Origin of the sequence: Riemerella anatipestifer, assembly GCF_009670965.2 — a bacterium.
GTDB classification, from domain to species: Bacteria; Bacteroidota; Bacteroidia; order Flavobacteriales; family Weeksellaceae; genus Riemerella; species Riemerella anatipestifer_B.
Genome location: NZ_CP073239.1, coordinates 797,547 through 812,499 on the forward strand (window position 1 = coordinate 797,547; position 14,953 = coordinate 812,499).

The window sequence follows — 14,953 nt, forward strand, 5'->3', positions numbered from 1 at the left end:
ACTTTATGCAAAGGTAAGGTATTTTTGAGGTAAGGAAGAATGTAGTGCCGTGTAAATATTATATTTATAATATTTTTTTTAACTTTATCAAAAAATTTAATCAAATGAAAAAACTAAGTTTGTTATTAGGAAGTGTTTTAGCTCTAACCTCTTGTGTTACAAGTAAAACCTATACCATACAATCTAAAAGTAATACCAATACAAAAGGTACAGCTACTTTTACCCAAAAAGCTAAAACAGTTACTTTGAATATAGATGTTCACAACCTAACGCCTGGTAAACACGCCATTCATATTCACGAGTTTGGAGATTGCTCAGCTAAAGATGGTTCTTCTGCTGGTGGACACTGGAACCCTACAGGACACCACCATGGGAAGTGGGATACCGAACATTTCCACATGGGAGATATAGGAAACCTCAATGCCGATAAAAACGGTCACGCAACGCTTACATTTAGCACAGATAAATGGTGTTTGGGCTGTAAAGACGAAACTAAAAACCTTTACAATAAATCTATTATCATCCACGCTGGAGAAGACGATTACCGTACTCAACCCACAGGTAATGCAGGTGGAAGAGTGGGCTGTGTAGAGATAAAGGAATAATTAGAATACAATATTTTTAGGCGAAGTGATAACAAAAGGATTACTTCGCCTTTTGTTTATAACAGATATGTTTACAGACGAATACTTTATGCGAATGGCCTTTCAGGAGGCTCTAAATGCGTTTGAAAAAGACGAAGTGCCTGTGGGCTGTGTAATTGTACACAATGAGAGAGTAATTGCTAGAGGTTACAATCTTACAGAAACTCTAAACGATGTTACTGCCCATGCAGAAATGCAGTCTATAACTTCTGCGGCTAACGCTCTGGGAGGTAAATATCTTAAAGACTGTACTATGTATGTTACACTAGAACCTTGTACTATGTGTGCGGGAGCTTTATTTTGGTCTCAAATTTCTAGAGTGGTTATAGGTGCTAGAGATGAGCATAGAGGTTTTCTAAATCAAAACATCAACCTTCATCCTAAAACCCAAATTACCATTGGTATTATGGAAGACGATTGCCGTAATCTAGTAAAAGAGTTTTTTAAATCTAAGAGGTAATAAGTTATTCTCCCTCAGGAACAAAATCTAAACTTATAGAATTCATACAATAGCGTATGCCTGTGGGCGGAGGTCCATCATTAAATACATGCCCTAAATGAGCTTCACATCTCTTGCATAAAACTTCGGTACGCTCCATACCGTGAGAAGAATCTCTTTTGTAGATAACCCCTTCTTTATTCACTTCAAAGAAACTTGGCCAGCCGCAGGAGGAGGCAAACTTATAGTCTGACTTAAACAAATGGTTGCCACAAGCTGCACAATAGTAGTTTCCCTTTTTATCAAAGTCGTTATATATACCTGTAAAAGGTCTTTCTGTTGCAGCTTCTCTAGCAATAGAATAAAGCTCTGACGAAAGTACCTTATGCCATTCTTCATTGGACAACTTTACTGGAGTAGAGTCTGTATGAGAATAGTAAGGATTATGCTTTATAGATTGTGGCTTTTCCATATTAGAGTTTTTGGGTAAACATTGTAGTAAAGAAAAAATCCCTACTAATGAGATAATTATTGATTTCATCATCACAAAAGTAGAGATTTTTAGTAATATATCACATCTTTATAAGCCAAACTTCTGCATAAGGTAAGTATTGACTTGCTGGACTTCCTCATCGCTTAGCTGTCGGTCGTAGATGAGCACTTCTCCGATTTCACCTTGCCAAACCCGCTTGGTGTCGTTGCGGTCTTTGGAGACTTTACTCACTTTGGCGGCGGGTTTTCCATTCGCCACCCTAAGGGTATAAAGGGTGAGTTGGGAGGTATTGAAATTGGTGGAGAAGTAGCTGGCCGGTTGGTTGTTAATCATGGTAAGTCCATCATCAAGTGGAAAAAACAATTCACTATCTCTCATAAAGGAAGAAGATAATATAGGACCTAATCTTCCGCCACTATGAAAATCGGTGGCATCGCTTCCCAAAATAAAGCTAAAGTTGCTTTTGGTATCCGCATGGAGCTTGGAAACCACAAAAAAGGTTTTGCCTTCATAGGTGGTGTTAAGCTGAATATGCGCATCGCTGTAATCCGATTTTATGTTGATTATCTTTTGGTTATTGTTCCCCGAATTTTTGATTTCAAAAGCGGAGGGATTGATGATATCATAAGCCGATTTTGCAGCATAGTCCAATACGACTTTATTGTTAAGGTCTGCTCCGTCGGCATTTATGCGGGCAATGAGCCCTGGTATGGAAGACGGAAGGTCTTGGACCTCGGTATTCAAGGCATACTTGGTCATAAGATAATCGTTCACTTGTGCCATTTCCTCATCGGTAAGGGATTTATCGAAAACAATCACCTCGGCGACTTCGCCTCTCCAAGTACGATCAGAAAATCCTCGGTCTTTGGAAATGTATCTTACCCTTGCTCCGGTTTTGCCATCGGCCACACGCATAGCGTACACGGAGAGCTTATCCGTATAAAAATTGGTGTTGAAAAAATTTCGGTTAATCCCGTTGATTTGGGTTCTTCCGTTATTAGCAGAATTGAACCGCTGTCTGTCGGACATATAGGCTGAACTAAAGATGCTGCCCAATCGTCCATTGCTATGAAAATCAGCGCTTCCATTATCCCCTAATAGGAAGTTGAAAGCATTATTGGCATTCGGGTTGAGCTTGGAAACCACAAAAAAGGTTTTGCCTTCGTAGGTTTTCCCTAAATCAATATAGCTGTTATTGGCTTTAAAACTTAGTACTGGCTTTCCGTTGTGGAGGTCGGGTGTTTTTTCCAAACTCATTCCAGCGGTATTAACGAGGCTATACACTTCGCCCGTTACTCGGTCGGTTACGGTTTGGTTTTGCATATTAGTTCTATCGGCATCTACCCATACGGATATATTGCCAATAAGCTCCTTCATCACATTTGGAGCATCACAAGCACAGTAAGGGTACACCGTGAAAAAATCGGGGAAGGTCTGGGTATAGTTTTGCCCTTCGCTATCGGTTAAAGTTAGTTTTACGCCAAACTTTCCGTATTTATTATAGACCACGGAAGGCTTATCGGTTTCGGCATTGTTTACTTGTGCTGCTCCGGGGAATTCCCACTGGCGGCTCACAATCGTTTTACCGTAATACAGTGAAATATTATTTGGTTCAAAAACAAAATCTTTAACCACGGTGGTTTTCTTCGGCGATTCGATGTTGATTTTAACCACGTTCATTTTAGCTAAAACATCATCAGGGAGTTTTCTGGTCCAAATCCCGCTTCCGCTGGTCGCCATAAAAAATTCGCCCGTACGGTATTGGATTTTGGGTTCCAAGATGTTGAGGTTAAAAGGCAAATCCTCACTGTATTCTTTCCAAGTACCATCAATATAATAATGCACTTTGGACTGGTTATTTCCGAAAAGAAAAATCACATCGGTTCCCCTTACATTTAGGATATGCTTGTAATTACGGTTAGTATTGGGGTTATCAATATTTTGAAAGGTGCTTCCGCCATCATTACTCACTTTTAAAACATTGTTTCCTGTAGTGTAGGTTCTCAACACATAAATGGTTTTGGGGTCGTTATCCACAATCGCCAAACTCATATTATTGGCAAAAGGCGTTGTTTTTTCTTCCCAATTTTTTCCTCCGTCGGTAGAAGCATACAACTTGTTATTCACTATTAAATACTGATACAAAGGATTAGAGAAAGACACCATATACTGCTGTGGGGCAGTGTCTTTCGAGGTAGTCATTTCCTTTAACAGATACACTTTATTATCCTTATAATTGTAAACTTGTAAGTTGAATTTACCCAAAACCTTTTCTTCTTTGGTCTGCGTAAAATAATACATATTCCCGTTGTGATCTCTTTGGGTATAGTAAGGGAGCCCTCTTCCCGCATAGGGTTCCGAAGGGATTGGGTCTAACTTATACGCTGGAGAGTAAGAGGTATTAACTTCGGGCGAAGCAATGATGCCCGAGAAATCCGAAAAGAAGAAATGCCTTTCGTCATTACCCGGAAGAACATACCCCGTAGAACTTTCGCCACCGCCTAAGTGCTTGAATACGCCTTTACCGTAGGTAGACACATGATAGCTGTCGCCGTTGTGGTACATACCGCCTCCCATATTGGTATTATACTCTCCAAGGTCAAAGCCCCAATAGTCGCCTCCCAGTCCGAAAGTTCGGACTTCGTCCATTGTTTCAAAGAAATCGTTGGAGTAGTTGATGCCTCCATCGGTAGTGAGCCAAGTATCCACGCTACCATCGGCGTTGGTCTGCTGATAAAAGGTCTGCATATCGGGGTGCAACGACTTAGGTCCCCAATAGCCTCCGAAATATTTAAACGTTTGCCCACCATCTCTCGAAATATAGGCATTAAGCCCTCCCACGATAATGGTATTGGCATTAGTTGGTGAGGCAATGATGGCACAGTTGTAAAACCCTTGCGTGTAGCTTCCCGTAGGCTGGAAAGGGAAAGTGGCTAAGTTGATATTGTTGGAGTTGTTGTAGCCTCTTGTTCCTGCTCCGGGACCGTTAGGGTTAGGGAGCGTCCAATTTTCCCCTGCATCATTGCTTCGGTACACGCCCCAATACCCATTATCTCTTGAGGTTTGGTTGGCAATAATGTACGCATACACCACTTGGTCATCAGCGGGGGTTATGGCAAGTCTTGCACCCCAAACATTAGCCATTTTTGTAGCAGGTTCGTACCAACCTTTTCCTTCGGTACCTTTTTTCACCCAAGTTTCGCCGCCGTCGGTGGACTTGTAGAAATACATAAAATTGGTGGCAGCATCATAGGCTACTGCATAAAACTCATTATCGGAGTTAGGGCGTTTAACAATATCCGTAACACAAAGCGGAAGTTTTACTTCGTACTGGTAGCTTACCGACGAGCCGCTTCCCGTTTGTTTTAGTTTTACAATCCCTCGGTTGGTTGCCATTAGGACATTGTCATTTATGGCGTTACCATCGGTAGCAACACTAATGATTTTAGACACATTATTCCCTATGCCTGCATATCGGGTTAGATTATTAAAGTTGGTAAGAATCGTCCAAGTAACGCCGCCGTCCCGTGAGATATAGAGCCCGTGAGCCCCTCCTACAAAAATGACCTTCTCGTCCGAAGCCGAAAAACTTAGGGCGCTAATTTCCTTAATATCGTAGCCTTTAGTGGCTAAGTGCCACATTTTGCCCTTGTTGTGAGAAATATAGACCGTGCCACTTTCTACTGCACACACAGTATGGTTGGGATTGGTGGGCGATTGGGCAAAGGCTCTTACATTGGCTTGGCTGACCACATTGTTCTGCCCCGTATTAGAAAGCAACTGAACGGGACCATAGTAGTGCCACCCCGAAAAAGTGGCGTGATAAGGTATTTCAGAACTGTCATAGATATTAGATGAGGTACTACTAGCTGCTATACCAAAACTCCTTAAAACTCTTCTTAGTAAAGGTGTTTTAGGTCTTTGTGAAAAAGTTTGGTTAAGCTCTTGAGTGGAAGGATAGTCTATATAACCCTTCTCATTGATGTAAGGTTGTATCTCTCTACGCCACTCGAGGTATTCTTTTTCATATTCACTACGGAATTCTTTTTTGATAGGACTACTCTCTTGTCTAGCGTTAGATAACCAAGGTGATTTTTGTACTTTATTTGGATTGGAAGCTTTCATTTTTTTGATTTCTTCCAAGGTCTCAGCATCAAAGTCTAAAGAGGTATTTGCTCTATAAATATCATATAAGGAATCTACAACGAATACATTAGGTTTGCTTTTCTGCATTTCTTTGTAAAATGCAGGAATTTCATCATTTTGTGCTTTTAAGATTCCTACCAAACATAGAAAGATAGAAAATAAATATCTAAACATGCTTCTTTATCTTTTATTTGTATTGAACTAATAGGCTTACAGGAGTATCATTACCTCCCACATCATAAGTGAAGTTGAAATTGCAACAGTCATTATAAGTTGCTACAATTTCTGCAGTGTAGCTACCTGCTGGAAGCTCTTTTATGGTTAATAGCTGCATATTGCCATAGTAGTCTGTAATACCATCAGATAAGAAGGTGTTAGATGCTTTATCTATAATTTCCGAAGTATTATCTGCAATCTTAGTAAGTTTCAACTTGAACAACGGAGCAAAAGCTGAACTTCTTCCTTTGAAGTTTATAGTGCCGTTAAACTGTACTTGCCTACTTTCATTTAGAGTAAATTGCACGGTAGTATTAGGTATAGTAGTCTCTACAGAGCCTTGAGTTACAGAAATACTGCTTGAACTCCTAGTATCCTTAAAATAGGCATAATTTTGAGCGGCAGGATTTCCCTGACTGATAGACACCCAAGAAGCTCCATTCCAAAAAAAGAATGCGTTTTCTTGAGTATTAAATATCAGTTGCCCTTTCTCATTTCCAGAAGTTGGATTTTGGGATACTCTAGGTACTAGAATACCAGCGGAAGAATCTGGTGCATCAGGATTTTTGGTTACAATATCTAAGGTAGCTTTAGGATAAGGTGTGTTAATTCCTACTTGAGAAAATGCACCTGTAGATATTGAGATTAAGAATAAAGAAAATGCATATTTTTTCATAGATTGTTTTTTTAAAAAAAGGGGTGCAAATTTATGACAAATAGTTTAAATAGGCTAAACCGAGCTTCTTTCATTTATCTGCTTGAAAAGATTTAATGCATGACACCTCTTGTAAAATAATTAACTTACGCATCCAAATACCCTAAAAATTTCTGCTAGAAATAGGAAATAAAAAAAGAGAACTTTAAAAAGTTCCCTTTAGTTTAATTAGTGGAGCTGGAGGGATTCGAACCCTCGTCCAAACAAGCAATACGCAAGCTTTCTACATGCTTAGTCTATTTTTAGTTTTCGTCATAAAGCAGACAACAGACCGCCAACTTTATGCTTATCTTTTAAGATTTTCGTCCTTTAGCCAAAGCTTCTAAAGGCTTATTTCTGCATTTCCTATGCCTCATACTCGGACGCCGCAGAACAGAGCTTCCGTGAGACATCTTGTTTCCTTACTATACTTCGGGAAAAGGCTTATCCTACTAATGCTTCGGATTAAGCAGCAAGAGCAAACTCTTCGTTGCCAGTTAAACTTTGTAGCAAGGGATTAAAGAGATCGCGCTACGGTTCTCTGCATGCTTACTTACCTACTGACCTTGCTGTCGAAACCAGTCAGCCCCCGTAAACTTTAGTCCGCAAAGATAGTAATTTTTCTGTTTAAGGAATAATCTTTAACCTAAGTTTATATGATAACCGTTAAATAGTCTTAAAGTCTATTAACCTGCTGTTAAACCAACAACTCTATATTACTTTTTGAATTACATTTGAAAACTACATAACTTTATATTAAAACGATGATGAAAACTCTATATGTTATCCTTCCTTTATTGCTCAATCAATCTTTGTTTTCTCAAAAGATAATCACTGGGAAAGTCGTTAATGAAAATCATATTCCTTTAGGCAATACGCTTGTCATCAATATAGCCACCAATCAGCAAAGCACTACGGATAACAATGGAGCCTTTAATATCCGTGCTTCCGAAGACGAAGAACTAAGATTTGTAAAATACGGCTATGAAAGGGTGGCTTATAAAGTATCTCCCAAAAGTTTTAACAACGAATTAAACATAACGCTACTCCCCTCCTACAAAGAAATAGAAGAAGTGAAGCTAAGTATAAAGACCACAGGCAACATAAAAGAAGACCTAAAACAATTTAAACCCAATAAAAATTTGGAGCAACTAAAGTTGGATTTATTTATTGACTATAAGAAAACACCTTACAGCTATTACCGAAAATCAAAACTAGAAAATCCTATGCTTTTTACCCAACCCAAAGGAGAAGGATTCTCTTTAGGGAAAGTAAATAATAAATGGACGCTACTAGATTTGCTTCAAATTCTGGATAAAGAGTTGGGAGAAGACTACTTTAAGGAACTCAATATAAACTATGACGAAAAAGATGCCTTCATTTATTTTGTGCTTAAAGATTTCGACACGAAAGATATTTTAAAATATGGGAGATTCACCCCTAACGACCTAGTTCAGTTTATGATTTTAGCAGAACAAAAACGACCTCTTTTTCAAAAAAAATAAGTATTCCCTAGGCAACCTTTTATAATTTCTTGCGTCTTACTCTATAGAAAGTCTAAACAGATTTATTTTTTTTACACAGATAATCAAATAGTTAAAATATATTACGCAAAATACATACTACTTTGTATTGCATAATAGTAATTTATTTATAATCTTTGTACCAGAAAATAAAACTAATAATCTTAAACAAAAGAGTCGAGTTTTACATTCATTTAAACTAATAACCACCACTCGGCTCTTTTTTAAAAAACAAAAGCTATGAAAAAGACTTATTTTTTACTCGGAATTTTGGTTTCTACAACCGTATTTTCACAAACTACTGCGAAAACCGATTCTACTAAAACTAAAAAACTAGAAGAAGTTACGCTCACTAAGAAATTTATTCAGCAAAAATCTGATAGAATGGTGTACAATGTAGCAGCATCTCCTGCAGCTAAAGGGAATACGGTTTTGGAACTTCTGCAAAAAACACCAACCGTTACTACTACAGATGGGAAAGAGTTTAAAATTTTAGGAAAGTCTAACACCACCATCTTCATCAACGGAAGAAAAGCAAATATGAATACTGATGCTTTGCTAGCTCTACTAAAAAACACTCCTTCTGAAAACATTTCTAAGATAGAAGTTATTAGCCTTCCTGGTAGCGAGTACAATGTGGAAGGAGACACAGGCATCATTAACATCGTTATGAAAAAGAAGAATACCGATGGTTTTAATGGAGTTCTAAGAATGGAAAACGAACAAGCATTTTATAATAATACTTCGTCTAACCTCAGCTTAAACTACAGAAAAAATAAACTCGGCATAAGCACAAGCTTAGGGTATGGCGAAGACAACTATAAACAAAAGTTTACGATAGAGAACGGAACCTCTATAACCAAAACTCTTAGCCTTGTGGATATTGATATGCCTTCTCAAAGAACTAATTTCAATATTACCGCAGATTATGAACTTACTGAAAAGAGTAACTTAAACTTCAGTTTTAATTCTGGGCTTTCTTTTCAGAAAGAAGGCAAAACTACTTCTAACAACCAAGACTTCATCAATGGAAATTTATTCCAAATACGCCCATCGGAAGGCCTAGAGAAAGAAAACACTCAAAATTTCTCTACCGCTCTTAACTATGATTTAAAAACAGATAAAAATGGGAGCACTCTAAAAATCAACCTATCTCACCTCAAGTTTAACCGAGAAAACAATAGCAATTTTCTATTTTATTCTGGAGTAGACAATAATGCCGTTTCTCTTAACTCGGCTATGAATCAAGAGGCACCTCAAAACATCAATAATACCTCTGGATTTTTAGATTATATTTGGAAACTCAAAGATAATTCTACTCTATCCATAGGTGGAAACTTTAGCACTACCAAAACAGATAACAATACTATTTTTGATATTGCCGCTTCGGATTTAGTATTTTATAGAAATAATGCACTGAGTAACCATTTTATTTATCAAGAAAATATAGGTGCTTTCTATACTAATTACGAGAGAAATTTTGGCGAAAAACTTTCTACAAAAGTAGGCTTACGATACGAAATGACTGCTACAAAAGGTGATGTGGAAGGAAAAAATGACCCTTATTATCATTTCAAAAATAATTACAGTAACTTACTTCCGTTCCTTAATTTAGCTTATCAGGCTAATGACAATCATTCTATCAGCTACTCTTTTTCTAGCCGAGTACGAAGACCTTCGTTTTGGGAGCTCAACCCTGTAAGAATGTACTCAACGGAAACTAACTTTGTGCAAAACAACCCCTTTATGAAAGCATCTACCAGCTACAACCAACAGCTAATGTATATGTTTAAAAGTACTTATTTCCTAAGTCTTAGCCAAAACTATACTAAAGATGCAACCACCCAAATACCTTTACAAAAAACCAATGGCAACATTACGGAGCTGAGATATATAAGAACTAACTATGGTAACAAAAACCAGCTATCTGCAAGTATAGGTATGCAAAAAGCTTTCTTTAATGGTAGATGGATGGGAAGTTTTAACGCTACTGGAGTTTATACTCGTTTTAGTGGTAGTGTAAGCAAAGACCCTTTAACTCAAGAAGTTTTCCCTACTTATATTGTGGATAGAACTACCGAATATCTAGTATTAAGTTCTAACAACCAAATTGCTCTTAACAAAGCCAAAAATCTTTGGTTAGATGTAGATTACTTTTGGGTTTCTAAACAAAAAATGGAAATAGGAACTATCGGTGCTCTACAAAGGCTAGACCTTTCCATAAAAAAGAATTGGGAAAACTGGACTTTTCGTTTTACGGTGAATGATGTTTTCAATACAATGGGATACATTCATATAAAAAACCAACAAGAGAATGGATATATCAGTGATGTTACCCAAAGACAATATAACCAAACTTATGCTCTTTCGGTTACTTATAATTTCGGAAACCAAAAGGTTAAGAAAGTAAAGAAAAACGAAAATTCTAATAATGACATTCAAAATAGAACTGGGAAATAAGTTTTATATTTAATCTTAAATAAAAAGAGGCTTCATGAATGAAGCCTCTTTTTTGTTATTTTAAAACTCTATCTCATCTTCTGGATGAAGGTGTTCATAATCCGCTTTCATTAAAGCGTCATAATCTTTTTTGTCTTCCTTAGCGAGTTTTCTTTCTATTTTTACTACAATTAAATATACCACTGGAACAATTACTAATGTAAGGAATAATGATGATAACAACCCTCCGATAATCACAATAGCCAAACCGTTATTCATCTCCGCTGCTGCTCCCGAAGCCATCGCGATAGGAAGCATACCAAACACCATCGCTATCGTAGTCATCAAAATAGGACGAAGTCTAGCGTGGTTGGCTTGTATTAAAGCATTTTCTATGGTTTCACCTTGCTCTAATCTATGGTTAGCAAAATCTACCAAGAGAATGGCATTCTTCGCTACCAAACCAATCAACATAATAATCCCTAAAATGGTAAAGATATTTAAACTCTGATTGGTAAGTGCCAATGCCCACAACGCTCCAATAAAGGAAAGAGGAATAGAAAATAATACAATAAACGGTTTTACAAAGTCGTCATAAAGCACCACCATAATCATATACACTAATAATATCGCCGCTAGTAATGCATATCCCAAAGAACCAAAACCTTCACTTTGGTTTTCCATATTACCACCCCATACCCATTTTACGCTGGCAGGTTTCTTTACATTCTCCAGCTTAGCAAGCCATTCGTTAGCCACAGCTCCCATACTTTTACCTATGGTCTGAGCTTGTATAGTAACGGCTGGAGAACGGTCGTATCTCTCCAAAACTGCAGGACCAGAAGAGAAATCAACCATAGCAAATTGTGATAGTTTTATTCTCTGTCCTTGAGCATTGGTAAACTCAATATTTCTCACATCATCTATGCTACCTCTTTTAGATTCGTCTAAGATGATATTGATGTCGTATTCACTATTTCCTGTACGGAATTTATTATCGGTATTTCCACTAAAAGCCGTTCTCAATGTCTGCCCTACGGTTGCCACATTAAGACCTAGAGCCGTCATTTTATCTCTATCCACACTCACCGAAATTTCTGGGTTACCTTCTTCTACACTCAGCTTTACTTCCGTAGCTCCTTCTATAGATTTCAGTACTTTTTCTGCTTCTTTAGCATAGCCTAGAGCTTCGTCTAATGTTGTACCCATTACTGTCATCTGCAGCGGCGCTTGTTCTGCTCCCATAAGCCCCATAGGCACAGTAGTTACTTTTGCACCAACCAAAATAGGCTCTAGTTCTCGTTTTATTTTTGCTGCAAAAACATTACTCGGCTCACTTCTTTTAGATTTATCTATAAGTTTAACATTAATTTCTGATTTATACGGCGTGGACTGTACTGCTCCCATACCACCACTAGATTGCCCCACCGTAGTAATCATCGTAGCTACATTAGAGTTTTTAGCAAGATAGTTTTCTGCCTTTTGAGTCATAAAGTTGGTTTGCTCTATAGAAACATCTTTTGGCATTTCTATTTGAACCAAAAACTCTCCTTTATCAGTTCTAGGGAAAAAGTCTGACCCAATATAGCCCATTACGAGCAAGGCGATAGAACTTACGAAAAGTAAAAAGGTTACAACAAAGGTTTTAATTTTATTATTAAGACACCATTTAAGTAAATCTGTTACAAAATGAGTGAACTTAGTTAAACCATCTTCAAATGTGTAAATCACCTTACCAAAGATAGAATCTTTGCTAATCAGCTCAAGTTTACCAAAACGAGAGAACAACCAAGGTACTACGGTGAACGATACTAATAAAGACAACATTGTAGCGATAACTACCGTTACACAAAACTGTCTAATAATATCGGATACCAAACCACTACTTAAGGCTATAGGTAAAAACACCACCACAATTACCAAAGTAATAGCGGTAACGGTAAAGCCTATTTCTTTAGCTCCATCATACGCTGCACGAACTTTATTTTTACCCATCTCCATATGACGGTGGATATTTTCTATTACCACAATGGCATCGTCTACCAATATCCCTACTACCAAAGATAACGCGAGTAAACTCATCAAGTTGAGGGAGAACCCAAACAACGCTATCCCTATAAATGTTGCAATAAGAGAGGTTGGAATAGCCACCATTACGATAAGAGCATTCCTAAAACTATGCAAGAAAAACAACATCACAAACGCCACCAACGCCACCGCAATAAGTAAATCCTTCAACACCGAATCCGCCGCCGCAAGTGTGAATACCGAAGTATCATTAGCCAAATTGATTTTAAGCCCTTGGTCTTTATATTGTTCTTCTATAACTTTCATTTTCTTCTGAACCAACTCACTCATTGTAACGGCGTTGGCATCAGTTTGTTTCTGAACTTGAAGTAACAAGGTGTTCTGTTGATTGATACGAGCAATTTTATCTACCTTTTTCTGAGTATCTTGTACTTCGGCAACATCAGAAAGTTTAATATTAATACCATTCATAGAAGCAATGGTAAGGTTTCTAAGTTCTTCTACCGAAGCTATTTTCCCTGAAAGACGGATAAGTGTAGAATTATCTCTAGTCTGCAAATTTCCTGTTGGGAAATCTAGGTTAGATGCCGTAATTATCTGAACCACCTGCGGAATGCTAAGCCCATAACCTTGTAATTTACTAGGGTCTAAATTGATACGAATTTCTCGCTCTTGCCCTCCTACAATATTTACCTTAGCGACACCTGAGATTCTAGAAAATTCTGGTTGAATTTTTTGGTCTATCAAATCATAAAGCTCATTTTCAGATAAGTTGGCAGTAACCCCCATACTTACAACAGGTAAGTCTGAAAGCGAAAACTGTGATAACGAAGGCTCTTTAACTCCATCAGGAAGATTTGACCTAATGGCATTGATTTTCCTTTGGGTATCATTCATTGCAAAGTCTGTATTGACATCATTATTAAACTGAATGATAACAATGGAAAGACTTTCGTAAGATTTAGTTTGTATTTTCTTCACCCCTTCTAGTGCAGAAACGGCATCTTCTATTTTTTTAGACACTGTATTCTCTACCTCGGTAGGAGATGCCCCTGGATATATGGTAGCCACAGTAACTACCTTTACTTCAAACTTAGGTACTAACTCATAATTAAGTTGTTTATAACTAAACAATCCTCCTATGAGAAGTAATGACAAGATTACAATAACTAGACTGGGTCTTTTTATGGATACTTCTGCTAATTTCATCTTATATTCCTCTATTAAGTCATTAAAAAATCAAAAAACGCATTGATTTCTTAAATCCAAATGATTATTTTAATACTTTAACTTTAGCACCATCTACTAAGTTGATTTGCCCACTAGTTACTACCATATCTCCTGCATTAAGTCCTCCTGTAACCTCTACTTTATCACCATAGTTAGCACCACTTTGGATTTTAGTAAGATGAGCGACACCGTTTCTTACCACAAAAACTAAATTATCACTCACACCACCTACAAAAGCATTTCTTGGAATACTCAAAATTTCTTTTGCTCCGGTTCTGTCAAATGTTGCCGTTCCGTACATTCCTGCTTTCAAAATATTAGAAGCATTATTGATTGTAATCTCTACAGGAAATTTAAGAGCTCCATTAGATGCAGGTGCAATAAAGGATACTTGTCCATCTATCTCGGTATCCACCACACTAGGTTTTACTTTTACTGTGTTACCAACCGATAGTTGTGTTACTTGAGACTCATCTACCTCTACTTTTAGTTTAAGTGATGAAATATCCACCACTTGTACAATAGGTGTTCCTACCCCCACAACGCTACCTAGTTCTACCATTTTTTGATTAACGATACCATTCACTTTAGACACGACATTAGTATCGCCAGACATAAGTTGAGCCGACTGTACCTGCGCTCTAGCATTTTTCACCTGCAATCTCGCTTGATCTAGTTGTAGTGCTGTTACTCCACCTGTTTTATAAGCGGCTTCAAAACGGTTAAGTGCCGAAATAGCTTGGTCTAAATTAGCTTGAGCATTGCTTACATTCACATTTATTTTATCTCCTTTGAGTTTGGCTATTACTTGCCCCACTCTCACATAGCTGCCTTCCTTTACATAAAGAGCTACCAACTGTCCCCCCATCTCTGCCGAAATATTAGCCTGTGTTTTTGCCAAAAAAGTACCATTAACACTAAAAGCACCTCCTATTTCCGCTCTTTTCACAGCTTCTGCTTTTACCGCTATTTCGTTATTTTTTTCTGCTACGATATTTACCTGTTCTTGGTTCTTAGCTTTATTTTTTTGAAGAATAAAGAAAAAGCCCACAGCTACGCCTACTACCGCTATAATAGATAATAATGTTTTTTTATTCATGA

General features: G+C 37.6%; 9 protein-coding genes and 1 other RNA gene. 4 read left to right on the top strand and 6 right to left on the bottom strand.

Annotated features, from left to right (window positions below):
- Positions 1-104 precede the first annotated feature (104 nt).
- The gene (locus D1J36_RS03730; RefSeq protein WP_154137714.1) at positions 105-605 is read left to right on the top strand and encodes a superoxide dismutase family protein; all 501 of its coding nucleotides are present in this window, start codon (positions 105-107) and stop codon (positions 603-605) included.
- A gap of 67 nt (positions 606-672) precedes the next feature.
- Positions 673-1,104 (top strand): nucleoside deaminase, encoded by a 432-nt coding sequence (locus D1J36_RS03735; RefSeq protein ID WP_154137713.1) that lies wholly within the window; start codon positions 673-675, stop codon positions 1,102-1,104.
- Between the two features lie 4 nt (positions 1,105-1,108).
- Here D1J36_RS03735 and msrB read toward each other — a convergent pair whose 3' ends face one another.
- From msrB to ssrA, 4 genes are all read right to left on the bottom strand, one after another.
- Positions 1,109-1,624 carry a peptide-methionine (R)-S-oxide reductase MsrB gene (msrB, locus tag D1J36_RS03740; RefSeq protein WP_154137882.1) on the bottom strand — a complete coding sequence of 172 codons (516 nt, stop codon included), beginning with the start codon at positions 1,622-1,624 and terminating at the stop codon, positions 1,109-1,111.
- 39 nt (positions 1,625-1,663) lie between these two features.
- Positions 1,664-5,896: a WD40/YVTN/BNR-like repeat-containing protein gene (locus D1J36_RS03745; RefSeq protein WP_154137712.1), complete on the bottom strand. Its 4,233-nt coding sequence runs from the start codon at positions 5,894-5,896 to the stop codon at positions 1,664-1,666.
- Between the two features lie 13 nt (positions 5,897-5,909).
- On the bottom strand, positions 5,910-6,614 hold the full coding sequence (locus D1J36_RS03750) for a hypothetical protein (RefSeq protein WP_154137711.1): 705 nt from the start codon (positions 6,612-6,614) through the stop codon (positions 5,910-5,912).
- A 208-nt stretch (positions 6,615-6,822) separates the two neighbouring features.
- Positions 6,823-7,222, bottom strand: a transfer-messenger RNA (tmRNA) gene (gene ssrA, locus D1J36_RS03755).
- 174 nt (positions 7,223-7,396) lie between these two features.
- On the opposite strand from ssrA, the gene D1J36_RS03760 reads away from it, so the two are divergent.
- Positions 7,397-8,137: a carboxypeptidase-like regulatory domain-containing protein gene (locus D1J36_RS03760; protein WP_185147747.1), complete on the top strand. Its 741-nt coding sequence runs from the start codon at positions 7,397-7,399 to the stop codon at positions 8,135-8,137.
- 258 nt (positions 8,138-8,395) lie between these two features.
- A complete protein-coding gene (locus tag D1J36_RS03765) occupies positions 8,396-10,615 on the top strand; it encodes a TonB-dependent receptor domain-containing protein (RefSeq protein ID WP_154137710.1) in 2,220 nt (739 codons plus the stop codon).
- A gap of 60 nt (positions 10,616-10,675) precedes the next feature.
- Here D1J36_RS03765 and D1J36_RS03770 read toward each other — a convergent pair whose 3' ends face one another.
- Both D1J36_RS03770 and D1J36_RS03775 read right to left on the bottom strand, forming a co-directional pair.
- Positions 10,676-13,831: an efflux RND transporter permease subunit gene (locus D1J36_RS03770; protein WP_154137709.1), complete on the bottom strand. Its 3,156-nt coding sequence runs from the start codon at positions 13,829-13,831 to the stop codon at positions 10,676-10,678.
- A 64-nt stretch (positions 13,832-13,895) separates the two neighbouring features.
- Positions 13,896-14,951 carry an efflux RND transporter periplasmic adaptor subunit gene (locus D1J36_RS03775; protein WP_154137708.1) on the bottom strand — a complete coding sequence of 352 codons (1,056 nt, stop codon included), beginning with the start codon at positions 14,949-14,951 and terminating at the stop codon, positions 13,896-13,898.
- Positions 14,952-14,953 lie beyond the last annotated feature (2 nt).

Excerpts from the sequence above, each read along its gene's own strand:
- D1J36_RS03730 (WP_154137714.1), top strand. The coding sequence starts at position 105 with ATGAAAAAACTAAGTTTGTTATTAGGAAGTGTTTTAGCTCTAACCTCT.
- D1J36_RS03735 (WP_154137713.1), top strand. The coding sequence starts at position 673 with ATGTTTACAGACGAATACTTTATGCGAATGGCCTTTCAGGAGGCTCTA.
- msrB (WP_154137882.1), bottom strand. The coding sequence starts at position 1,624 with ATGAAATCAATAATTATCTCATTAGTAGGGATTTTTTCTTTACTACAA.
- D1J36_RS03745 (WP_154137712.1), bottom strand. The coding sequence starts at position 5,896 with ATGTTTAGATATTTATTTTCTATCTTTCTATGTTTGGTAGGAATCTTA.
- D1J36_RS03750 (WP_154137711.1), bottom strand. The coding sequence starts at position 6,614 with ATGAAAAAATATGCATTTTCTTTATTCTTAATCTCAATATCTACAGGT.
- D1J36_RS03760 (WP_185147747.1), top strand. The coding sequence starts at position 7,397 with ATGATGAAAACTCTATATGTTATCCTTCCTTTATTGCTCAATCAATCT.
- D1J36_RS03765 (WP_154137710.1), top strand. The coding sequence starts at position 8,396 with ATGAAAAAGACTTATTTTTTACTCGGAATTTTGGTTTCTACAACCGTA.
- D1J36_RS03770 (WP_154137709.1), bottom strand. The coding sequence starts at position 13,831 with ATGAAATTAGCAGAAGTATCCATAAAAAGACCCAGTCTAGTTATTGTA.
- D1J36_RS03775 (WP_154137708.1), bottom strand. The coding sequence starts at position 14,951 with ATGAATAAAAAAACATTATTATCTATTATAGCGGTAGTAGGCGTAGCT.